Origin of the sequence: Nonomuraea sp. NPDC049655 (assembly GCF_044465465.1) — a bacterium.
GTDB lineage: Bacteria > Actinomycetota > Actinomycetes > Streptosporangiales > Streptosporangiaceae > Nonomuraea.
Genome location: NZ_JBITLS010000010.1, coordinates 37,720 through 59,095, shown reverse-complemented (window position 1 = coordinate 59,095; position 21,376 = coordinate 37,720). Strand labels below are relative to the sequence as shown.

Here is a 21,376-nt window from a genome sequence, read left to right as displayed (position 1 = left end):
CGGCGATTAACCGCGCCGGCGGGATGATTCGAGGCGCGTGCGTGGTTGTGGTAATGTAGCTCTCTGATCGGTCCGGCATGCCTTGCTGGACGCGCAAGCGGAGGTCTCCCTCCCACCCGAGTCGCCGAAAGGTGGCCGGGTCCAGGATCACGCCGGACTCTCCGGGGAGCTCGAGGCCACGAAGCCACAGAGCTCAGTGGCCCCGCATGCGCGACGTGCGGGGCTTTTCGCGTCTTCGGCGCGGAAGGCCCCCGCCACGACGAGCACGTAGGGATCGCAAACCTAGGAGGCCCCATCAGCACTGAGCCCCGCATCAACGAGCGTATCCGAGTTCCCGAGGTTCGCCTCGTGGGCCCGAACGGCGAGCAGGTCGGCATCGTCAGCATTCATGACGCGCTGAAGCTCGCCCAGGAGGCCGACCTCGACCTCGTCGAGGTCGCGGCCACGGCTCGACCGCCCGTGTGCAAGCTCATGGACTACGGCAAGTTCAAGTACGAGTCCGCGATGAAGGCGCGCGAGGCGCGCAAGAATCAGGCGCACACGATCATCAAGGAGATCAAGCTCCGGCCGAAGATCGACCCGCACGACTACGAGACCAAGAAGGGTCACGTGGTGCGGTTCCTCAAGGCGGGGGACAAGGTCAAAGTCACGATCATGTTCCGCGGACGTGAGCAGTCCCGGCCGGAGCTCGGCTTCCGGCTGCTGCAGCGGCTGGCGGAGGACGTCCAGGAGCTCGGGTTCGTGGAGTCCCAGCCCAAGCAGGACGGCCGTAACATGATCATGGTGATCGGTCCGCACAAGAAGAAGGCCGAGGCCAAGGCCGAAAAGGCTGCCGCCAAGGCGCAGCGTGGCGAGGAGCCTTCCGCGTCGGAAGATGAGTCTTCCGTACAGGAAGCGGAACCTTCCGTACAGGAAGCGTGACCTGCGGCTGGGGTTAGCCTTACACCACGCGCCCCGGCAGCCACCGGCAGACGAACAAGCCGCGACCGGGCCGGCCAGCACCGGCCCGGCCACCGGCACGACCGAATTGAGGAGAGACGGCGACATGCCGAAGATGAAGACGCACAGCGGTGCGAAGAAGCGGTTCCGGCTCACCGGCACCGGCAAGCTCAAGCGCCGCCGCGCCAGCCGCGCGCACTACAACGAGTGGAAGTCGTCCACGCTGACGCGTCGTCTCAAGGGTGAAGTCGTCGTTTCGCCGGCAGACACCAAGAAGATCAAGAAGCTGCTCGCCAAGTAGCGCGAACCCCCGGGGAGAAGAAACATGGCACGCGTGAAGCGGGCGCTCAACGCCAAGAAGAAGCGCAAGGTCGTCCTCGACAGGGCGAGCGGTTACCGTGGCCAGCGGTCGCGGCTGTACCGCAAGGCCAAGGAGCAGATGCTCCACTCGATGACGTACGCCTACCGGGACCGCAAGGACCGTAAGGGTGCGTTCCGCCGTCTGTGGATCCAGCGGATCAACGCCGCTGCCCGCGCCAACGGCATCACCTACAACCGCCTGATCCAGGGCCTGCGCCTGGCCAACATCGAGGTCGACCGCAAGATCCTCGCTGACCTCGCGGTCAACGACGGCGCGACCTTCGCCACGCTCGTCGAGGCCGCCAAGAAGGCGCTCCCGGCGAACGTGAACGCTCCGGCCACCGCGAGCTGAGGTCGCCTTCAGACACAGAGGGCCCACCGTCACGGTGGGCCCTTTTGCTGTATCCACGCACGATCAGGGGGAGAGCATGGCCGGGTCCGAGCTGACCAACGTGAAGTCGCCGAGGGTGAAGGCCGCACGCAGGCTCACCAAGCGCGCCTTCAGGGAGCAGGACCGCAGGTTCCTGGCCGAAGGGCCGCAGGCGGTGCGCGAGGCGCTCAAGCTCGACGGGGTGACGCTGGAGCTGTTCACCACCGCCGAGGCCGAGCTGCGGCACGCCGAGCTCATCACCCAGGCCACGCTGCAGGGGGTGCCCGTCCACCGGGCCAGCGGCGAGGTCATGTCGGAGCTGTCCCAGACGGTGACCCCGCAGGGGCTGCTGGCGGTGTGCCGGCTGGTGCACGTGCCGCTGGAGGAGGCGCTGGCCGGGGAGCCGAAGCTGGTCGCGATGCTGGCGCACGTGCGCGACCCGGGCAACGCCGGCACCGTCATGCGGGCGGCCGACGCCGCCGGGGCGGACGCGGTGATCTTCACCGACGCCTCCGTCGACCCCTACAACGGCAAGTGCGTACGCGCCAGCGCGGGCAGCCTGTTTCATCTGCCGGTCGTCATCGGTGCACCGGTCGCCGCCGCCGTGCGTCAACTGAGGGAGCGGGGCATGCGCGTGCTGGCGGCCGACGGCGCGGGCAAGCACACGCTCGACGACGTGGATCTTTCCGGACCGACTGTGTGGATCTTCGGGAACGAGGCCTGGGGACTGCCGGAGGAGATACGCGCCGAGGCGGACGATGTGGTCAGAGTGCCCATCTACGGACAGGCTGAAAGTCTCAACCTGGCCACCGCCGCGGCGGTGTGCCTTTACTCCTCCGCCAGGGCTCAGCGAGTGCCCTAGGCGGCCGGAAACCCGCTATTGTCGGCGTTGTAGGCGGAGGAGGCGAGGTCGTGCACGGCGCAGAAACCGACGGGCGAGTCGTGGCCGCCGCGTGCACGATCTCCATCGACGACCTCCCCGACGGTCTTATCGTGACCGACCGATATGGGTGCGTGCTGGCCGTCAACCGGGCCGCCGCCCGGCTCACCCGGGTCGCCATGGAGCGCGCCGTGGGCCGGGAGATGAACGAGGTCTTCCCCTTCCGCGACCACGACGGGCGCGAGTGGTGGAAGGCGCTCGACCCCGAGGGCGGGCTGCGTACCAGGACCAGGGTGCCCGAGCGGCCGCTGCACCTGCCGGGCGGCCAGGAGCTCTACGTCGCGGCCCGGCTGGTGCGCGAGCCCGAGCGCGGCGGCGAGGTCGAGCGCGTCACGATCACCCTGCGCGACGGCGGCGCCCGCGCCCGGCTGGAGCGCAGCCGCGCCGACCTGGTCTCCACCGTGGCCCACGAGCTGCGCTCGCCGCTGACCAGCGTCAAGGGCTTCACCGCCACCCTGCTGGCCAAGTGGACGCGCTTCACCGACGAGCAGAAGCGCGTCATGCTGGAGACCGTCAACAACGACGCCGACCGCGTCACCCGGCTCATCACCGAGCTGCTCGACGTCTCGCGCATCGAGTCCGGGCGGCTGGAGGTGCGCCGCCAGGTCGTCGACGTGCCGGCCAGGGCGCGCCGGCTGGTCGCCGGCCGGGTCGCGGCGGGCGACTCGGAAGACCGCTACCGCCTGATCGTCGGCGACCGTTTGCCGGAGATGTGGCTCGACCAGGACAAGATCGACCAGATTCTGGGTAATCTGGTGGAGAACGCGGTGCGCCACGGGCGTGGCACCGTGACGATCGAGATCGAGTCCGTCGGATGGGGAGTGGCCGTGTCGGTGCGCGACGAGGGCGAGGGCATCGAGCCCGAGCTGGCTCCGCGCGTCTTCCGGCAGTTCTGGCGGGGCGGCAACAGCCGCCGGCGCGGCGGCACCGGGCTCGGCCTGTTCATCGTGAAGGGCCTGGTCGAGGCGCACGGCGGCACGATCACCGTGCAGCGTGCGCCCGAGGGCGGCGCGGAGTTCCGATTTACCGTGCCCACCGGCACACCCGACTTCGCCACGGTCTGAAGCCCCGAGCGGCTCGACACCCGTCGAAGTCGGTCCGGTGGGCGGGCCCCACTAGACTCATTTCCGCTCAAGCCCTGGATACGGAGCTCACTCTTGTCTGACTACGACCCCGTCGAGGTGACGCCGTTGCATGCCGACGAGCTGTCCCGCATGGAGGCCGACGCCCTCACGGCGATCAAGGCGGCCGACAGCCTCGACGCACTCAAGCAGGCCAGGCTGGCGCACGCGGGCGACCGCTCGCCCATCGCCCTGGCCAACCGCGAGATCGGCGCCCTGCCGCCGGCCGCCCGCGCCGAGGCCGGCAAGCGCGTCGGCGGCGCCCGCAGAGCGATCAACGAGGCGCTGGCCGCCCGCCAGGCCGAGCTGGAGGCCGAGCGCGACGCCCGGGTGCTCGTCGAGGAGACCGTCGACGTCACCCTGCCGTGGGACCGGCGGCCGCGCGGCGCCCGTCACCCGCTGACCACGCTGCAGGAGCGCGTCGCCGACGCGTTCGTCGCCATGGGCTACGAGGTCGCCGAGGGCCCCGAGCTCGAAGGCGAGTGGTTCAACTTCGACGCGCTCAACATCGCCACCGACCACCCCGCCCGCTCCGAGCACGACACGTTCTTCGTGGACTCCACCGAGTCGGGCATGGTGCTGCGCACCCAGACCTCGCCGGTGCAGATCCGCGCGCTGCTCCAGCGCGAGCTGCCGGTCTACGTCATCTCGCCGGGCAAGACGTTCCGCACCGACGAGCTCGACGCCACCCACACCCCGGTCTTCCACCAGACCGAGGGGCTGGCCGTCGACGAGGGCCTGACCATGGCCCACCTCAAGGGCACGCTCGACAGGTTCGCCGAGGTCATGTTCGGCGAGGGCATCACCACCCGGTTCAGGCCGAACTATTTCCCCTTCACCGAGCCGTCCGCCGAGATGGACCTGAAGTGCTTCGTCTGCCGCGGCGCCTCGGCGATCCCCGGCAACCCGCCGTGCCGCACCTGCAAGTCCGAGGGCTGGATCGAGTGGGGCGGCTGCGGCATGGTCAACCCGCGGGTGCTCATCGCCTGCGGCGTCGACCCCTCGCGCTACTCCGGGTTCGCGTTCGGCATGGGGATCGAGCGCACGCTGATGTTCCGCCACAACGCCGAAGACATGCGAGACATGATCGAGGGGGACGTGCGCTTCACGCTCCCGTTCGGAATGGAGATCTGATGAAGGTCCCGCTCTCCTGGCTGCGGGAGTACGTCGATCTCCCGGCGGCCACCGCGCACGAGGTGGCCGACAGGCTCACCATGGCCGGGCTCAAGCTGGAGGCCATCACCTCCTACGGCCACGACGTCAAGAACGTCGTCGTCGGCGAGGTGCTGGAGATCGAGGAGCTCACCGGCTTCAAGAAGCCGATCAGGCACTGCAAGGTCGAGGTGGGCGAGGCGACGCCGCGCGAGATCGTCTGCGGCGCCACGAACTTCGTCGCCGGCGACCGCGTCCCCGTCGTGCTGCCCGGCGGCGTGCTGCCGGGCGGGTTCGAGGTGGGCGCGCGCAAGACGTACGGGCGCATGTCCGAGGGCATGATCTGCTCCGAGCGCGAGCTGGGCCTCGGCGACGACCACAACGGCATCATGGTGCTGCCCGCCGGCACGCCCATCGGCACCGACGTGGTCGAGCTGCTCGGCCTGCGCGACGACGTGATCGAGCTGGAGATCACGCCCGACATCGGCTACGCGCTGTCCGTCCGCGGCGTGGCCCGCGAGGTGGCCACCGCGTTCGGCGTGGCCTTCCGCGACCCGGCCGACGTCGAGGTGCCCGCCGAGAGCGAGCCGTCCTGGCCGGCCTCCATCGGCGACCCGACGGCCTGCGACCGGTTCGTGCTGCGCGAGGTGCGCGGCTTCGACCCGGCCGCCCAGAGCCCGCTGTGGATGCGGGTGCGGCTGAGCCGGTCCGGCATGCGCCCGGTGTCGCTGGCCGTCGACATCACCAACTACCTGATGCTGGAGCTGGGCCAGCCGCTGCACGCCTTCGACCGGTCGAAGCTGACCGGCGAGATCGTCGTGCGGCGGGCCCGGGAGGGCGAGCGGCTGGAGACGCTCGACCACGTCGTGCGCGAGCTCGACCCCGACGACATCCTCATCACCGACCAGTCGGGCCCGATCTCCATGGCGGGCACGATGGGCGGCCTGGAGACCGAGATCTCCGACGGCTCGACCGACATCGTCATCGAGGCCGCCCACTTCTCGGCCACCGGCATCTCGCGCGAGTCGCGCCGGCACGGGCTGGTCTCGGAGGCGTCCAAGCGGTTCGAGCGCGGCGTCGACCGGGAGCTGCCGCTGGTCGCCTCGTGGCGGGCGGTGCGCATGCTGGCCGAGCTGGGCGGCGCGACCGTGCAGCCCGGCGTGACGCACGCCGAGGTCGACGTCACGCCGGCGCGTATCGCGATCCCGGCCGGTCATCCGTCGGCCGTGGCGGGCGTCCCGTACTCCAAGGAGGTCGTCGTCGGCCGCCTGGAGCAGGTGGGCTGCCTCGTGACCGACGGCGACGACCCGGCCGTGCGCCAGGGCGGCGTCGACCCGACCGGCGTCGTGACCGGCGGCGAGCTGGCCGCCAGGCTGGCCGTCACCGGCCCCGACATGATCACGGTCACCCCGCCGTCGTGGCGGCCCGACCTCACCGACCCCAACGACCTGGCCGAAGAGGTCATCCGGCTCGAAGGCTACGACCGGCTGCCGTCGGTGCTGCCCAGCGCCCCGGCGGGCGCCGGGCTGACCGAGGGGCAGCGGCTGCGCCGGCGGGTCGGCCGGGCGCTGGCCGAGGGCGGCTACGTCGAGGTGCTGAGCTACCCGTTCATCGGGGCCGACGACTTCGACCGGCTGCAGCTGCCCGCCGACGACGCGCGACGCCGGGCCATGCGCCTGGCCAACCCGCTGTCGGAGGACGAGCCGCTGATGCGCACGACGCTGCTGCCCGGCCTGCTCAAGACGCTGGTCCGCAACGTCGGGCGCGGCTTCGGCGACGTGGCGCTGTTCGAGACGGGCGCGGTCTACCGGCCCCGGGAGAACGCCCCCGCCGCCGCTCCGGTGCTCGGCGTCTCGCGCCGTCCCACCGAGGAGGAGCTGGCCTCGATCGAGGCGGCGCTGCCCGACCAGCCGCTGCGGGTCGCGGTCGTGCTGGCCGGGGAGTTCGAGCGGTCCGGCTGGTGGGGCTCCGGCCGGCAGGCTTCGTGGGCCGACGCCGTGCAGGCAGCCCGGCTGATCGCCGCCGAGTCGCGGGTCGAGCTGTCCATCAGCGCCGACCAGCACGAGCCGTGGCACCCGGGCCGGTGCGCCGCCCTCTACGTGGGCGACACGCTGGTGGGGCACGCCGGTGAGCTGCACCCGCGGGTCATCGAGGCGTACGGGCTGCCGCCGCGCACCGCGGCCATGGAGCTGGAGCTGTCGCGGCTGGAGTCGGCCATGCCGGGGCCGGTGCAGGCGCCGCCGGTGTCCCCGTACCCGGTGGCGACGCAGGACGTGGCGCTGATCGTGCCCGACTTCACGCCGGTGGCCGACGTGGAAGCGGCGTTGCGCGACGGGGCCGGCGAGCTGCTGGAGTCGGTGCGGCTGTTCGACGTCTACGCGGGTGAGCAGGTGGGCGAGGGGAACAAGTCGCTCGCCTACACGATGCGGTTCCGGGCGGCGGGCCGCACGTTGACGGTCGAGGAGACGACGGCGGCCAGGGACGCGGCGGTGGCGATGGCGGCCGACCGCGTGGGAGCCCAGCTCCGCAGCGCCTGAGCCGATCAGAGGGGGCCGGTACGGATTGTCGTACCGGCCCCCTTGTCATGTGGTGTAAAGCGTCGTGAGGTCGATGTCGATGTCGAACGGCGCGGTCAGCTTGAGCCGGTCGTGGTGGATGCCGGTGTTGGCATAGCTGTTGGTGGCCGGGTCGATTTCGTAGACGTAGACCACCGGCAGGCCCGAGACTTCTTCGATGCGCCAGAAGTGGGGGATGCCTGCCTCGGCGTAGAGAGTGGGTTTGCGCTTCCTGTCGCGGACCACCGAGTCAGGGGAGACGACCTCGACGGCGAGAAGGACGTCTTTGGCGTCGAAGTAGGTGACGTCTTGCTGGATGACGGCGTTGGGGCCTAGGACGATGAGATCCGGTTCAGGCCGTTGTCTGGGCCCCAGCTTCACGCTCATCTCCTGGCGAAGACGGTAGCCCTCGGGGGCCGCCTCTCGCAGGTGGAGATGGAGCTGGAAGATCACTGTGTGATGGAAGTCGCGCTGGGGGCTCACGAAGACCAAGCTTCCGTCTATCAACTCTGTGTGCGCAGGCAAATCCGGAATGTGATCGAGATCTTCGGCGACGTAGCCCTGCGGCGGGGGGAAGGCCCAGTCGGGGAGTGAAGAAGAGGACTCCATCTTGAGAATCACCGCTTCGGCAGTCATGGTCCGACGCTAACCAATGTATTCCGTGCACGCTCGGTGAACGAACGTACACGCGTTCAACTCGCGGGAGAATGTGGGGCATGAGGGAGTTGTTGGTGTTCGGCGAGCGTGGGGATGCCGAGGAGGTCGCCGAGACGCTGGGGGAGTGGTTCCCGGGGCTCGGGGTGCCGCGGGTGGTGCGGGAGACGCTCGCCGGTGAGGACGACGCCGAGGACGCCCAGTGGCTCGTCGTCGTGGAGGGGCTCGACGAGCAGGCCCTCGGCCAGGTCGATGAGCTGGTGGAGCGGTACGACGGCTGGCGGGAGCGGGAGTAGGGTCCCGCCCCCGCCGGTGGGGCTGAGCGGTCGGCCGGTCAGGCCGGGGTGGGGTGGTCGGATGACTGCTCGACGCGGCGGGCGCGTTCGGCGATCGCGTGTTCGTCGGTTCTGGCGTCGTAGCGGCGGAAGCTGGGCAGGGCGGCGGCCAGGCCCAGGACGGCGCCCACGCACAGCAGGCCGCCCGCGCCGAGCGAGAAGCGGGTGCCGCCGAAGTTGGCCATCAGGCTCGCGCGCGCGTTGCCCAGCATCGGGCCGCTGGCGTACGACAGCAGCTCGATGCCCGCCAGCCGCCCGCGCAGTTCCTGCGGGATGGTCTGGTTCCACATCGTCGTGCGGAAGATGCCGCTGATCATGTCGGCCGCGCCGGCCAGCGCGATGCACAGGAAGACCAGCCACACGCTCGGGGCCAGCGCGGTCAGCGTCATCGCCACGCCCCACAGCGCCGCCGCGACGATCACGCCGAGGCCCTGCCGCTGGACGCGGGCCGTCCAGCGGCCGGTCACCGAAGCGGCCAGGGCGCCCACGGCGGCGGCGGAGTACAGCAGGCCGAGCGACTCGGGCGAGCCCAGCTCGTCGGCCAGGAACGGGAACAGCGCGTTGGACATGGCGAACACCATGGCCGCGATGTCCACCAGGTACGTGCCCATGAGGTCGCCGCGGCCGGTGGCGTACCGCACGCCCTCGACCAGAGAGCTGAGCGAGGCGGGCGCGGCGTCCTCGACGGGCGGCAGCGACCTGATGCGCCACAGCAGCGCAAGGGAGAGCACGAAGGTCGCCGTGTCGATGGCGTAGGCGACGTGCGTGCCGAGGTGCACCAGCAACAGGCCGCCCAGCGCCGGGGCGACGATCGCGCCGACGTTCCAGCGCAGGCTGTTCAGCACCGCCGCCGCGGCCTGCTGATCGTGCCGGACCACCTGCTGCATCACCGCCTCCAGGCTCGGACGCTGCAGGCAGGCGATGCCGGTGGACAGGGCGCCCATCACGTACAGGACCCAGACCTGCGGGTGGGGGAGCATCGCGTTGACCACGAGGGCGGCGGTGGTGACCAGCAGGCCCAGCTCGCTCAGCACGATGATCCGGCGGCGGTCGAGCGCGTCGGCGATCGCGCCGCCCCACAGCCCGCACACCACCATCGGCACGAACTCGGCCAGGCTCATCATCCCGACCGCGACGTAGGAACCGGTCAGCTCCTTCATCTGGTACGGCAGCGCCACCATGGTGATCATCGTGCCGAACATGGTGACGACGCCCGCGCCGAACAGCAGGCGGTAGTCGCGGGAGTCGCGCAGCGGGCTCAGGTCGGGGGAGAGATGACGGAGCAGGCGCATGAGTGGTGCGGGCACGAAGTCTGATTGTCCGACGACGTCCGCGACGAGGGCAAATCATTTAGGGACGGCGAAGGCCCCCGGGGGGAACCGGGGGCCTTCGCGGGAGGGAGGTCAGGCGGCGGGCACCTTGTCGAGGAAGCCGAGGACCCTGCGGATCCGGCCGTCCTCGGCCAGCTCGACCACGTCGAAGCCGACGGCCAGGGGCTCCTCGCCGGCCGGGCCCAGGTGCCAGGTGAAGCGGGCGATGTGGTGGTGGGCGTCGAACACCTCGCCCGGCGTGAACACCAGGCCGGGGAACATGCCCTGCGCGCCCTCGATCATGGCGGCGATCCCGGCGTGCCCGGCCACGTCGGCCATCGGGTCGGTGTAGGTCGCGTCCTCGGTCCACAGCTCGGCGACGGCCTTGGCGCGGGCGTCGGCGTCGGTCTCGTTCCAGGCGGCGATGTAGCGCTCGACGAGTTCGGCGGTCATGATGATCTCACTTTCTTCAGAAGTTCTTTCAACGGTTCTCAGGAGACGGTTCTCAGGAGAGGCGTCAGCGGCGGGCCTTGCGCAGGCCGGTGATCTGCAGCTCGGCGAACAGCCCCACGACCAGGGCCTGGGCGATGGCCCAGACCGCGCCGAGCGTGCTGAACTCGAGCGCGCCGGTCACGACGGCGGCCACGCTGCCCAGGGTCCAGGCGATGTTCAGGCCGATGACGGCCTTGACGGCGGCCGGGTTGATCGCGGGGCGGGAGGCCAGCAGGCCGACGGCGGCGCCGTACACGAGCAGGAAGATCCCGATCTCGCGCAGCAGGCCCGCGCCCGGGCCGAGCAGGTCGCTCGCGGGGCCGGCCAGGGCCAGGTAGACCAGCCCGTTGACGCCGGTGACGACGGCGTCCGCAACAAGAGCGAGGCGCAGGAACCTGGTCCGGTCGGCGGTGACGGTGAGGGCGGTCATCTTGGCTCCTTCAAGTGCTGGTTGCGACACTTGAACGATGTCAGCCGGGGCGTAGGGGCCGCGATTACGCGCCAGGTAATGAAGTCCGCGAACCGGCCGCCGACCTGCGGGTTCTCCGGAGAAAAAGAACGGGGCGCCCCCTTGCGGAGGCGCCCCGGAGGGGTTTCGGGAGGGTGCGGGGTCCGGGAGTGGCGTTCCGGTTGCGGGGTCTCCCGACGGGTCAGGAGCCGAGGACCTCGCGGCGCAGGTGGGTCTTGAGGATCTTGCCGCCGGGGTTGCGGGGCAGCTCGCCCTCGCGGAACCACACGTGCGCCGGGATCTTGAACTTGGCGATCCGGTCCGCCAGGAACGAGCGCAGCTCCTCGGCCGTGACCGATTGGCCAGCCGCCGGCCGGATCACCGCGCCCACCTCCTCGCCCAGCTCGTCGTGCGGGACGCCGATCACCGCCACGTCGTCCACCGCCGGGTGCTCGAACAGGGCGGCCTCGACCTCGGCGCAGTAGACGTTCTCGCCGCCCCTGATCACCATGTCCTTGGCGCGGTCCACGATGTAGACGAAGCCCTCCTCGTCGATCCTGGCCAGGTCGCCGGTGTGCAGCCAGCCGTCCACGAACGTCTGCGCCGTGGCCTCGGGCTGGTTCCAGTAGCCCATGATCACGTTCGGGCCGCGCACGCACAGCTCGCCCACCTCGCCGGCGGGCAGCTCGGCGCCCATGGGGTCCACGACGCGCACGTCCACGACGGCCGAGGGCATGCCGATGCTGTCGGGCCTGGCGTGGTACTCGGCGCCGCCGTTGCCGATGGCCAGGGCGGTCGTCTCGGTCATGCCGTAGCCGTTGGAGGGGGCGCGGTCGGGCAGGTTCGTGGTGATGCGCTCCAGCAGCTTGGGCGGGGCGGGGGCGCCGCCGTAGCCGAGGGTGGTCAGCGACGACAGGTCGTACTTGCCGAAGTCGGGGTGCGACATGAGCTGCCAGGCGTTGGTCGGCACGCCGATCATCGTGGTGACGCGTTCCCGCTCGATCAGCCGCAGCGCCTGCTCGGGGTCCCACTTGTACATGAGCACCACGCCGCCGCCGGTGAACATCGAGGTGATCATGGCGGAGAAGCAGCCGGTGACGTGGAACAGCGGCACGGTCAGCAGCGTCACCCGGCGCACGCTCGCCGCCTCGCCCGCGTCCTTGCCGGCCATGGTGACCGAGCGGACGAGGCCGTAGGCCACGGTCATGGGGGACTGGCCGAGGTTGCGGTGGCTGCCCAGCGCGCCCTTGGGCCGGCCGGTGGTGCCGGAGGTGTAGAAGATCGTCGCCGGGTCCTCGGGGGACAGCTCGACGTCGGGCAGCCGCACGTCCGCCGTGACCTCGCCCAGCACGTCGCCGAACGACCGCGCGCCCTCGGGCGCCTCGCCCCTGGTCACGATCATCGGCACGCCCGTGGAGGCCAGCCTGACGGCCCGCTCGCCGTCGGCGATCAGCACCTTGGCCCCCGAGTCGTGCACGCCGTAGGCCAGCTCGGCCTCCGTCCACCAGGCGTTCAGCGGTACGGCGATGGCTCCGGCGGCCAGCGCGGCCGAGAACGAGACCACCCATTCCGGGTAGTTGCGCATGGCGATGGCGACGCGGTCGCCCTTGGTGACGCCGTACTCCTCGACCAGGCGGCGGGCGAGGGTGGCGGCGCGGCGGAAGTGCTCCTCGAAGGTGGTGTGCTCGTCCTCGTAGGCCAGGAAGACCTGCTCGCCGTGGAACCTGCTGGTCTCCAGCAGGGCGCGGAAGTGTGCCGGCGCGTGCTTCCACGTGCGTACCCCGGTGTCGCCGATCTCCTCGGTCTCGAAAAGCTGGCCGGGGCCGGTGAGCTGGGCTTGGACCTGGGCGTGCGAAAGGGACATGCGCAGAACTCCCGCATCAGACGATTCTTCTGGACTTTCACAGTACCGACCGGTAGGTACGTCGCGCTAGAGCAGCCAAAACCCTGGGGACAGGTGTCCGTGAAAGTTTCATGTGGAGGCCGATATTTTTCGCCCGTCAACTGCTCTTTTGGCGGCGGCGCGCGATCGGCATTGACCGCTCTCATGCATGTCAATACCGTCTGCGATGCGATCCGCTGGGGATCGAAAAGTTTCGGAACCGAGTGCCTGCCTCCGGAGGTAGATGCCCGTGCTCTCGTCCCTGTCCGTCAGAGTCCTCGCGCTGCTGGGCATTCTCGCAGCATTCCTCCTCCCCGCCACCGCGGCCGACGCCTCGGCGCCCCTGCGCGCGCACGCGTCCGCCAAGGGCAAGTTCATCGGCACGGCGCTAGCCACCACCCCGCTGTCCGGCGAGACCTCCTACCGCACCATCGCGGCGACCGAGTTCAGCCAGGTCACCCCCGAGAACGCGATGAAGTGGGACGCCACCGAGCCCAGCCAGGGCCAGTTCACCTACTCAGGCGCCGACGCGATCGTCGCCTTCGCCGCCCAGAACGACCAGCAGGTGCACGGCCACACCCTCGTGTGGCACAACCAGACGCCGGGCTGGGTGCAGGGCCTGAGCGCGACCGCGATGCGCGCGGCCATGCAGAACCACATCGCCAACGTCGTCGGCCACTTCGCCGACAACCCGGCCGTCGTCTCCTGGGACGTGGTCAACGAGGTCTTCGAGGACAACGGCAACCTGCGCACGTCGTTCTGGTACAACACGCTGGGCTCGGGTTACATCGCCGACGCCTTCCGCGCCGCGCGCGCCGCCGACCCCGACGCCAAGCTGTGCATCAACGACTACAACACCGAGGGCATCAACGCCAAGAGCACGGCGATCTACAACCTGGTCTCCTCGCTGCGCCAGCAGGGCGTGCCGATCGACTGCGTCGGCTTCCAGTCCCACCTGGCCATCCAGTACGGCTTCCCCAGCGACTTCCAGCAGAACCTGCAGCGCTTCGCCGCCCTCGGCGTCCAGGTCCGGATCACCGAGCTGGACGTGCGCATGCAGACCCCCAGGGACGCCACCAAGGACGCCACCCAGGCCACCTACTACCGCAACGTCGTCAACGCCTGCCTCGCGGTGACCGCCTGCCAGGGCGTGACGATCTGGGGCTTCACCGACAAGTACTCCTGGGTGCCCGACACCTTCCCCGGCCAGGGCGCCGCGCTGATCTACAACGAGAGCTACCAGCAGAAGCCGTCGTACACCGCCGTGCACGACGCCCTGGCCGGCGGCGCCGGCACCGACACCACCCCGCCCAGCACGCCGGGCACCCCCACGGCGGGCAACGTCACCGCGAGCTCGGCCACCCTCACCTGGGCCGCCTCCACCGACACCGGCGGCAGCGGCCTGGCCGGGTACGACGTCTACCGCGAGCAGGGCAGCACCGACACCCGGCTCGGCCAGTCCACCGGCAACAGCATCAACCTGACCGGCCTGACCGCGGGCACCCAGTACCAGGTCTACGTGCGGGCGCGCGACGGCGCGGGCAACCTGTCCGGCGAGTCCCCGTCGGCCACCTTCACCACCCTCACCGGGGGCGGCGGAGGCGGCTGCACCGCCGCGGGCACCGTGCAGACCCAGTGGAGCGGCGGGTACGTCATCCAGCCCGTGACCGTCACCAACACCGGCACGTCCCAGATCAACGGCTGGACGGTCACCTTCACCCTGCCCGCCGGGCACACCCTGACCGGCTCCTGGAACGCCGCCGTCACCGTCAGCGGGCAGAGCGTCACGGCCAGGAACGCCGGGTACAACGGCACGCTCGCGCCCGGCGCGAGCACCAGTTTCGGGTTCCAGGTCAGCAGGCCGGGCGGCGACACCGCGACGCCGTCCGCCTACACCTGCGCCTGACCCGCGCAACCTCCCCGGGCGGACATGGCCACCGCCCGGGGACCCGCGCGGCGGGGGCACGGGCGGGGGCACGGGAGGGTGCCCGAACGGGGCCCTTGGTGGGGCCTGCGCGCGGTGGTACACAGTGCACATGGCAGAGATCATCCTGTTGCACTCCGCACAGGGCCTGCGACCGGGGGTAATAGGGGCCGCGGAGGCGCTTCGCGCGGGCGGGCACGTCGTGCGCACGCCCGACTACTACGACGGCGAGGTCTTCGACGACCTCGAATCCGGACTGCGCAAACGGGACGCGATCGGCTTCGACGAGCTCGCGCGCCGCTGGCGGGAGATCGCCGCGCAGGTGCGCGGACCGGTCGTGTTCGCCGGGTTCTCGCTGGGCGGGTTCGGGGCCCAGCTCCTGGCCGCCACGCACCCGCTGGCCCGGGGGCTGCTGCTCTACCACGGCTGCGCGGCCGTGGCCGAGGTGAGCGCGGAGGGGTGGCCGGTCTCGGTGCCGGTGCAGCTCCACTACGCGGAGGGCGACCCGTGGGTGGACGCCGGTGACGTCCGCAGCCTGCGGACGGAGCTCGGGCCGTTATTCGAGTGCTTCATTTATCCGGGAAATGTGCACTTGTTCGCCGATCCCGATCTTCCCGGTTACTCCGAAGAGTCGGCGGCGCTTATGTGGAAACGATCCCGCGACTTTATTGCGCGGATATAAGACGATTTCGCGGATATTTCGTACTTGGGTCTATCAAAAGGGGCGATCTTTACTTTATGATCTCATCGGCCCATCAAGATCGACGGAAGGATCGCTCATGACGATCGAGATCAAGAAGGTCGAAGAAGTCGAGACCACCGGAAACAGCAACAGCTGCTGACCTCTTCGGGCCTCCCGCGACGCGGCCCGACCCCGCGGGAGGCCCTCACTCGCCCGGGAGCCGCCTTCATGCCCAGGATTCAGGTGAATCCGGTCTTCCCCCTGTTCATCGACGACGCCCGCGGGCGCGTACGGCTCGGCGACTTCCCCCCGACCGGCCAGATCCTCGACCCGGCGCCGCCACCCCTGCGCCGCCTGCTGCGCCTGTGCGCCGAGACCCCCGTCGAGCAGTCCGACCTGTACGACCTCCTCGACGACCTCACCCCCGCCGAGATCGACTCGGCCGTCGAACAGTTGCGCGCGGCCCGCTTCCTGGTCACCGACACGGAGCTCGTCACACTCGCCGCCGACGCCAGGCTGTCCAGGTTCGCGCTGTTCATGGCCATGTTCCAGCCGGCCGACCGGGCCGTGGCCGCGCTCGGAGACCTCGCCGGCCGGCACGTGGCGGTGCTCGGCGCCGGCGCGATCGGCGGCCAGGTCGCCCTGCACCTCGCCACCTCCGGCGTCGGCCGCCTGACTCTGCTCGACGACGACCGCGTCGAGATCGGCAACCTGCACCGCCAGCACCTCTACACCGTCCGCGACCTCGGCCAGCCCAAGACGGCCGCGGCCGCCCGCCGGCTGCGCGAGCACTGCCCGGACGTCCGCGTCACCCGCGTCGAGCGGCGCATCACCGGACCCTCCGACGTCGTCACCGACGCCGACCTCGTGGTCAACACCGTCGACACCCCGCAGCCGCACATCCGCCGCTGGGTCAACGAGGCCTGCGTGCGGGCCGGCACGCCGTTCGTCACCGGCGGCTTCAACCAGCACGTCGGCCTGCTCGGCCCGCTGGTCGTGCCCGGCAAGACCGGCTGCCTGGCCTGCCAGGAGGCCGCCCTGGCCGCGCGGTACGGCGCCACCGTCCTGCCGGCCAACGACAACCCCGGACGGGCCATCCCGTCGTTCGGGCCGTTGTGCGGGATCGTGTCGGGCATGCTCGCGTCCGAGGTGATCCGCTTCCTGACCGGCACCGGCGACCCCGCCGTCGAGGGCCGCAGCCTCTGGCTCGACCTGCTCACGCTGACCACCACGGCCTACGACTTCGACCGCCGCGACGGCTGCGAGGTGTGCGGGTGAAGGCCGAGCCGCTGACGGACCTGTCGTTCCTCAGCGTGGTGGCCGACGGCCCGGACGACTACGTCATCGGCAACGGCGAGACGTTCGTCAACGTGCCCGGCGTGGCGGCGGCCGTGGTCGAGGCGCTCGACGGCACCAGGACGGCCGCCGAGGCCCGCGCCCTGGTGCTGGCCGAACGCGGTCTGGACGTGGACGTCGCCGAGTTCGTGACCGGGCTCGGCGCGGCCGGGCTGCTCAGCCGGCCCCGGCGTCCGCCCAACCTGTGGGACCGGATCAGGCCCGGCCACGTGGCCTGGCTGTTCTCCCGCCCGGCGCACGCCGTGCTGGCCGCGCTGACCGTGTGCGCCCTGGCCGCGGCGGTCGCCAGGCCCGGCGTGCTGCCGTCGTTCTCCTCGCTGGTCTGGTCGGACAGCCTCACCTTCACCGTCGCCTTCGCCGCCGGCTCCTGGCTGCTGGTGCTGGTCCACGAGCTCGGCCACATCGCCGCGGCCCGGTCGCTCGGCGTGCGGGCCGAGCTGTCGCTCGGCACCCGCCTGCAGTTCCTCGTCGTGCAGACCAGGATCACCGGCATCTGGGGCGTGCCCAGGCGCGCCCGCTACCGCGCCCACCTGGCGGGCATGCGGGTGGACTGGTTCCTCGCCTGCGCCGGGACCTGCGTCCTGTACGCCGCCGACCTGCCCGTGGTGCGGCTGGTCGTGGTCATCTGCCTGTCGCAGATCGCCTGGCAGTTCCTGTTCTTCATGCGCACCGACGTCTACTACGCCATCGCCAACGCCGGCGGCAACAAGAACCTCATGGCCGACGCGCAGGCGTACCTGCGGGCGCGGCGCACCCGTACGGCGCCGCGCGGCGTCCGGGTGTACGCCTGGTTCCTCGTGGCAGGGCGGGTGCTCGGGCTGGCCTTCTTCGCGCTCTACACGGTCCCGGTGACGGTCGCCGTGTGCCGCCGGGCCGTCGAGGAGCTGCCGGGCTGGCAGCCGGTCGCCGCTCTGGCCGTGGTCGGCGCCGGCTGGGCGCTCTACCTGGCCGTCCTGGGCCGCCGCCTGCTCGCCTCGGCCCGCCGCCCGGCCTCCTGAAGAGGCCGACACAGGCCGCACGGTCCCGTACTCCTGAGAAGGCCGACGCAGGTCGGCGCGGTCTCGGCCGCCCCCTCCGCGGCCGGGACCGTGCCGATCAGGCGCCCCCGCGGCTCCTGGCGACGACCTCCTCCGTGGTGAGCGGCGCCTTCGGGTGGTGCGTCAGGCACATGGGCACGCGCGCCTTGGCGAACCCGCCGCCCTCACCGGCCACGTAGAACTCGCCCGCGCCCAGCCGGGAGATGTCCGGCACGTCGCCGCCGCCCTTGAACTGGGCCATCTCCCTGGCCGCGCTGATCTGGATCGGCGCGTTCAGCAGGCCGAAGAACTGCGTGGCGCAGTTGCCGGGGATCTGGTTGTGCAGTCCCTTGGGCGCCTGCGTGGCGAAGACCAGGCCCAGGCCGTACTTGCGGGCCTGGGAGGCGAGCAGCACCGTGCTGCGGGTGGAGACCGACGCGCCTCCCACCGCGGGGGCGAACGTCTGCGCCTCGTCCATGACGAACAGCGCGCCCAGCGGACGGTCCTGGGCCGGGTGCCGCTTGAACCAGACGAACAGCTCCATCTGCAGCCGGCTGACGAAGCTCTGCCGCTGCTCCAGGCCCGGCAGCCCGGCCAGGCTGATCACCGAGACGCGGGCCCGCCGGCCCGGCGGCGGCGTCACCAGCAACCCGGGATCGACCGGCTCGCCGGCCCCGCCGAACAGCGGGTCGTTGTCCATCGCCGCGGTCAGCGACTGGGACAGGTCGGCCGCGATGCGCCGGGCGCTGGCCAGCTCGCTCACCCCGTCGGGCAGGTCGGCCAGGTACGCCGCGAACCCTCTCAGACTGGTCGCGCCGCCACCTCCGTAGGCGGCCAGGGCCCGCCTGAGCACGGCCTGCCCGCGCAGCGCCTTTTCGGTGTTGGCGTCCAGCCTGACCCGCGGCACGATGAACGCGACCGCGGCCTCGACCGCCTCGGCGAACTCGTCGGGGTCGCCGGCCAGGCTCGCCAGGTCGGGCAGCGGCTGGAAGCTCAGCGGGCGTCCGCCCGTCCGTCCCGGCGTCCAGACGGTGACCTCGGTGGCCGCCAGGTACTCCTCGGCGCGGCGGGCGTCGCCCTCCGCCCACGTGCGCGGCGGCTCGGGCCACGGCTCGTCCAGCCGGGCCAGGTCGTTGTTCGGGTCCAGCACGATCGAGGAGACGCCGCGCAGCGCGCACTCCTCGACCAGCCGCCTGATCAGCACGGTCTTGCCCGAGCCGGAACCGGCGAAGATCGAGGTGTGCTTGCGCAGCGCCTCCAGCGCGATCCGCACCGGCTCGCCGTCCGCGATCCGCCGCCCGATCGTCAGGGAGCGGTCCTGGTCGCCGCCGTCCTGGCTCCGCGCCGCGACGGGGATCTCGGGGGCCGGTACGGCGGGAACGCTCCACGCGTCGGCCAATGCCTCGGTGAGGAAGCCGATCCCGGACGTCGGCCGCCGCGCGGCGAGCCAGGCGGCCAGGTCCGGCGGGCTCTCCGCGACCAGGGCGCGCAGCGCGGCGAGGACCAGCAGGTCCTGGCGGCTCATCCGCAGCGTCCTGCCGCCCGCCCGCTCGAACGCCGCGATCGCCTCCCGCGTCGCCGGCCCTGGCGACCACGGGGTGTCGCGCAGCAGGAACAACCGCCGTTTGGGCACCTCCGCGTCGAGCCCGGCCGCCACGCACGCCTTGCGGAGGCGGTTCAGCGCCGCGTTGCCGTGCGTCGCGCTGACCGCGCGGAAGGCCCAGTGGACCTCGTCCTCCCTGCTCTCGTCGAGCGTGCGGCGCAGCCGGGCGTGCAGCGGGGGCTTGGCGCTCGGCGGCGGGTCCAGGCTGAAGGCCCGGCCGGCGTCACCCTGCTCGGCGATCCACGCGGACAGCCCGGCGGCCAGCAGCGCGGGCATCGCCGTGTCCTCACTGGCCTGGTCGATCACCGGAGCCTGCGCGGTCGCCAGCAGCTCGGCGAAGCGGGCGTCGAGCGCGGTGAGATCGGCGGCGCCGGCCGCCGCGACAGGGCCGGCGTGGTCGGCGGGACGCGGCGCCGTCTCCGCCGCGAACCCGGTCAGCTCCCTGACCTCGCCGTCCAGCAGGCAGGCGCGGACGTGCCGGTCGATCCGGATGAGCAGCTCGCGCGGGGTGAACCCGGGCGCCTGCTCGAACGCCTCCGGCCGGACCGGCCATGTCGGGTAAGGCGGCTTGACGTCCGCCTCGCCGTACTGCACCTCGAAGCGCGTGGCGACCAGGGAGCGGGCGGTGGCCGCGTCGGGGATGGTCATGAGCGGGACCGCCTGGCGGAAGCGGTCGCGCACGGTGTCGACCGCGACCTGCTCGATGAGCGCCCACGTGGCCGGGATGCAGGTCACCACCGTCAACGTCCGGCGGGTGACCTCGCGCAGCGCCATCAGGCCGCCCGCGATGCGCTCGATCATGAGCTGCTCGGCCGGGTCGTGCCCGGCGCGGCCGGAGGTGGTGACCCGGGACTGGGCGACGAGCGGGTCGATCTGGTCCACCGCGACGATCGTGGGGCCGGTGAGCGCCATCAGCCGCGAGAGGTCCCTGACGATCTCCTGCGGCGTGCGCGCGAGCTGCCGGATGCCCCAGCGGGCCCGCTCGCCCGGCTCGCCCTCGGGCGCCGACGACAGGTACGACTCCCCGAGGTCCTGCAGCCCGGGATCGTCGCCGGCCAGCAGGACCAGGGCGCGCGCGGCGTCCTGGCTGTCGCGGCCGACCTGGCCCCCGACGCGGCGGAACGCGGTGACGAAGGCGTCCAGCTCGTCCCGGGTGAGGCCGCGCTTGCCGGTGATCGAGCGGCGGGCCATGCGGGACAGCCCCGCCATGATGGCCAGGCGGTCCAGGAGCACGGTGAGCTGTGTCTGCCCGTCGTGGCGGGGCCGGGAGAGGCTGTCCAGCAGGGAGACCACGATGCTCTCCCAGAACCCCTTGGCGTCCAGCAGGCCGACCAGGACGAAGTAGCCGTCCTCGCGCTGGGCGCGTTCGCGCAGCCAGCCGAGCAGGTGGGTCTTGCCGGTGCCGCGCTGGCCCTGCACGACCACGCCGATGGGGCTGCTCTCGGGCCGGTGGGCGGCCTCGGCCAGCCCGTCGAGGAGGATCTTCGTCGACGCGCCGTGCAGGCCCTCGACGTGGAAGGGGGAGCGGCGCCACACGTCGTCGGCGCCCTCGGTGTAGTTGAACGTCAGCGCGGCCAGGTCTGCGATGCCGCCGCCGCTCACAGCTCGCCGATCCACAGCAGATGCTTGTCCTGCCCGCCTATGATCACCGCCGCTTCGCGGTCCTCGGGCGTGAGCGTCTTCTGGTTCGACTCCGGGACCAGGTTCACGTCCGGGAGGCGTTCCATCAGGACGAGCGTCTCGTCCACCTCGTGCTTCGGCACGGCGGGGAGCAGCCGCCGGAGCGGGGTCAGGCTCACCCACGAGCCGGGCGCGGCGGCCAGCTCGGCGTACGCGGCCCGGATGCGGGACTCCAGGCCGGCGGGAACGACGTCCGGCTCCGGCTGGAAGATCTCCGACAGCCGCTGGTCGGTGCGCCGCATGAACCGGGGCAGCCATTCGAGCAGGGCCCGCGCGATGGCCCCCGACGAGCCGGTCTGCGGCGGGATCGCCCCCGCCCGCAGGTCCTCGGCCAGCCTGGCCCACCCGGAGTCGGTGAGCACGTGCACGAAGGCGCGGCCGCGCCTGGGCCGGTGGCTCTCCACCAGCTTCAGCTCGTTGAGCTTCAGCCGCCGCTGACCGTCGATGGTCAGCTTGTAGCGCTCCTTGAGCTCGCTGTTGGAGACCTCGCGGGCTTCGACGGCCAGCACCAGCAGGGCAGTGAACTCGGGCAGGGTCAGCCCTTTGTCCGGCATATC

The 21,376-nt window shown here is 71.4% G+C and carries 19 protein-coding genes; 12 read left to right on the top strand and 7 right to left on the bottom strand.

The genetic code is table 11. The features are described from left to right. Window positions 1–294: 294 nt before the first annotated feature. From infC to ACIBQ6_RS29920, 7 genes are all read left to right on the top strand, one after another. The gene (gene infC / locus ACIBQ6_RS29950) at window positions 295–921 is read left to right on the top strand and encodes a translation initiation factor IF-3 (protein ID WP_397216334.1); all 627 of its coding nucleotides are present in this window, start codon (window positions 295–297) and stop codon (window positions 919–921) included. Between the two features lie 124 nt (window positions 922–1,045). Beyond that, window positions 1,046–1,240: a 50S ribosomal protein L35 gene (gene rpmI, locus ACIBQ6_RS29945; RefSeq protein ID WP_125635662.1), complete on the top strand. Its 195-nt coding sequence runs from the start codon at window positions 1,046–1,048 to the stop codon at window positions 1,238–1,240. Window positions 1,241–1,264: 24 nt separating this feature from the next. Next, window positions 1,265–1,651, top strand: a complete 387-nt coding sequence (rplT, locus tag ACIBQ6_RS29940) for a 50S ribosomal protein L20 (protein WP_358285792.1) — start codon at window positions 1,265–1,267, stop codon at window positions 1,649–1,651. Between the two features lie 76 nt (window positions 1,652–1,727). After that, a complete protein-coding gene (locus ACIBQ6_RS29935; RefSeq protein ID WP_357986153.1) occupies window positions 1,728–2,531 on the top strand; it encodes an RNA methyltransferase in 804 nt (267 codons plus the stop codon). A 50-nt stretch (window positions 2,532–2,581) separates the two neighbouring features. Continuing rightward, window positions 2,582–3,673: an ATP-binding protein gene (locus ACIBQ6_RS29930; RefSeq protein ID WP_352364892.1), complete on the top strand. Its 1,092-nt coding sequence runs from the start codon at window positions 2,582–2,584 to the stop codon at window positions 3,671–3,673. A gap of 150 nt (window positions 3,674–3,823) precedes the next feature. After that, entirely contained in the window at window positions 3,824–4,864 is a 1,041-nt protein-coding gene (gene pheS / locus ACIBQ6_RS29925; RefSeq protein ID WP_352364980.1) for a phenylalanine--tRNA ligase subunit alpha, read from the top strand. Beyond that, window positions 4,864–7,419 carry a phenylalanine--tRNA ligase subunit beta gene (locus ACIBQ6_RS29920; protein WP_397215960.1) on the top strand — a complete coding sequence of 852 codons (2,556 nt, stop codon included), beginning with the start codon at window positions 4,864–4,866 and terminating at the stop codon, window positions 7,417–7,419. Before pheS ends, ACIBQ6_RS29920 begins: the two co-directional genes overlap by 1 nt. 45 nt (window positions 7,420–7,464) lie before the next feature. On the opposite strand, the gene ACIBQ6_RS29915 is transcribed toward ACIBQ6_RS29920, so the two are convergent. Next, on the bottom strand, window positions 7,465–8,073 hold the full coding sequence (locus tag ACIBQ6_RS29915; RefSeq protein ID WP_397215958.1) for a Uma2 family endonuclease: 609 nt from the start codon (window positions 8,071–8,073) through the stop codon (window positions 7,465–7,467). 80 nt (window positions 8,074–8,153) lie between these two features. On the opposite strand from ACIBQ6_RS29915, the gene ACIBQ6_RS29910 reads away from it, so the two are divergent. Further along, window positions 8,154–8,387, top strand: a complete 234-nt coding sequence (locus ACIBQ6_RS29910; RefSeq protein WP_358285799.1) for a hypothetical protein — start codon at window positions 8,154–8,156, stop codon at window positions 8,385–8,387. A gap of 38 nt (window positions 8,388–8,425) precedes the next feature. Here ACIBQ6_RS29910 and ACIBQ6_RS29905 read toward each other — a convergent pair whose 3' ends face one another. The 4 genes from ACIBQ6_RS29905 to ACIBQ6_RS29890 all read right to left on the bottom strand — a co-directional run bounded on the left by ACIBQ6_RS29905 (window position 8,426) and on the right by ACIBQ6_RS29890 (window position 12,540). Continuing rightward, a complete protein-coding gene (locus ACIBQ6_RS29905) occupies window positions 8,426–9,733 on the bottom strand; it encodes an MFS transporter (protein WP_397215956.1) in 1,308 nt (435 codons plus the stop codon). A gap of 96 nt (window positions 9,734–9,829) precedes the next feature. After that, window positions 9,830–10,189, bottom strand: coding sequence for a nuclear transport factor 2 family protein (locus tag ACIBQ6_RS29900; protein ID WP_397215954.1), 360 nt, complete (start codon window positions 10,187–10,189; stop codon window positions 9,830–9,832). A gap of 64 nt (window positions 10,190–10,253) precedes the next feature. Next, window positions 10,254–10,658, bottom strand: a complete 405-nt coding sequence (locus ACIBQ6_RS29895) for a hypothetical protein (RefSeq protein WP_397165435.1) — start codon at window positions 10,656–10,658, stop codon at window positions 10,254–10,256. 220 nt (window positions 10,659–10,878) lie between these two features. Continuing rightward, window positions 10,879–12,540 (bottom strand): class I adenylate-forming enzyme family protein, encoded by a 1,662-nt coding sequence (locus ACIBQ6_RS29890; protein ID WP_397215952.1) that lies wholly within the window; start codon window positions 12,538–12,540, stop codon window positions 10,879–10,881. 262 nt (window positions 12,541–12,802) lie between these two features. Here ACIBQ6_RS29890 and ACIBQ6_RS29885 point away from each other — a divergent pair, with 262 nt between their 5' ends. The 4 genes from ACIBQ6_RS29885 (at window position 12,803) to ACIBQ6_RS29870 (ending at window position 17,518) form a co-directional block, all read left to right on the top strand. Further along, complete coding sequence (locus ACIBQ6_RS29885; protein ID WP_397215950.1) at window positions 12,803–14,464, top strand: endo-1,4-beta-xylanase; 1,662 nt, start codon at window positions 12,803–12,805, stop codon at window positions 14,462–14,464. 130 nt (window positions 14,465–14,594) lie between these two features. Then, a complete protein-coding gene (locus ACIBQ6_RS29880) occupies window positions 14,595–15,164 on the top strand; it encodes a dienelactone hydrolase family protein (protein WP_358285813.1) in 570 nt (189 codons plus the stop codon). Between the two features lie 228 nt (window positions 15,165–15,392). After that, window positions 15,393–16,442 (top strand): TOMM precursor leader peptide-binding protein, encoded by a 1,050-nt coding sequence (locus ACIBQ6_RS29875; RefSeq protein WP_397215948.1) that lies wholly within the window; start codon window positions 15,393–15,395, stop codon window positions 16,440–16,442. Then, complete coding sequence (locus ACIBQ6_RS29870) at window positions 16,439–17,518, top strand: hypothetical protein (RefSeq protein ID WP_397215946.1); 1,080 nt, start codon at window positions 16,439–16,441, stop codon at window positions 17,516–17,518. Before ACIBQ6_RS29875 ends, ACIBQ6_RS29870 begins: the two co-directional genes overlap by 4 nt. A 97-nt stretch (window positions 17,519–17,615) precedes the next feature. Here the strand turns inward: ACIBQ6_RS29870 and ACIBQ6_RS29865 are convergent, their stop codons facing one another. Together ACIBQ6_RS29865 and ACIBQ6_RS29860 are read right to left on the bottom strand one after the other, a co-directional pair. Further along, a complete protein-coding gene (locus tag ACIBQ6_RS29865; RefSeq protein ID WP_397215944.1) occupies window positions 17,616–20,756 on the bottom strand; it encodes a helicase HerA domain-containing protein in 3,141 nt (1,046 codons plus the stop codon). Then, window positions 20,738–21,373, bottom strand: a complete 636-nt coding sequence (locus ACIBQ6_RS29860) for a hypothetical protein (RefSeq protein WP_358285825.1) — start codon at window positions 21,371–21,373, stop codon at window positions 20,738–20,740. Before ACIBQ6_RS29860 ends, ACIBQ6_RS29865 begins: the two co-directional genes overlap by 19 nt. Between the last annotated feature and the right edge of the window lie 3 nt (window positions 21,374–21,376).

Coding starts and splice junctions, on each gene's coding strand:
- rpmI (WP_125635662.1), top strand. CDS start 1,046: ATGCCGAAGATGAAGACGCACAGCGGTGCGAAGAAGCGGTTCCGGCTC.
- rplT (WP_358285792.1), top strand. CDS start 1,265: ATGGCACGCGTGAAGCGGGCGCTCAACGCCAAGAAGAAGCGCAAGGTC.
- ACIBQ6_RS29935 (WP_357986153.1), top strand. CDS start 1,728: ATGGCCGGGTCCGAGCTGACCAACGTGAAGTCGCCGAGGGTGAAGGCC.
- pheS (WP_352364980.1), top strand. CDS start 3,824: ATGGAGGCCGACGCCCTCACGGCGATCAAGGCGGCCGACAGCCTCGAC.
- ACIBQ6_RS29920 (WP_397215960.1), top strand. CDS start 4,864: ATGAAGGTCCCGCTCTCCTGGCTGCGGGAGTACGTCGATCTCCCGGCG.
- ACIBQ6_RS29915 (WP_397215958.1), bottom strand. CDS start 8,073: ATGACTGCCGAAGCGGTGATTCTCAAGATGGAGTCCTCTTCTTCACTC.
- ACIBQ6_RS29910 (WP_358285799.1), top strand. CDS start 8,154: ATGAGGGAGTTGTTGGTGTTCGGCGAGCGTGGGGATGCCGAGGAGGTC.
- ACIBQ6_RS29900 (WP_397215954.1), bottom strand. CDS start 10,189: ATGACCGCCGAACTCGTCGAGCGCTACATCGCCGCCTGGAACGAGACC.
- ACIBQ6_RS29895 (WP_397165435.1), bottom strand. CDS start 10,658: ATGACCGCCCTCACCGTCACCGCCGACCGGACCAGGTTCCTGCGCCTC.
- ACIBQ6_RS29890 (WP_397215952.1), bottom strand. CDS start 12,540: ATGTCCCTTTCGCACGCCCAGGTCCAAGCCCAGCTCACCGGCCCCGGC.
- ACIBQ6_RS29885 (WP_397215950.1), top strand. CDS start 12,803: ATGCCCGTGCTCTCGTCCCTGTCCGTCAGAGTCCTCGCGCTGCTGGGC.
- ACIBQ6_RS29880 (WP_358285813.1), top strand. CDS start 14,595: ATGGCAGAGATCATCCTGTTGCACTCCGCACAGGGCCTGCGACCGGGG.
- ACIBQ6_RS29875 (WP_397215948.1), top strand. CDS start 15,393: ATGCCCAGGATTCAGGTGAATCCGGTCTTCCCCCTGTTCATCGACGAC.
- ACIBQ6_RS29860 (WP_358285825.1), bottom strand. CDS start 21,373: ATGCCGGACAAAGGGCTGACCCTGCCCGAGTTCACTGCCCTGCTGGTG.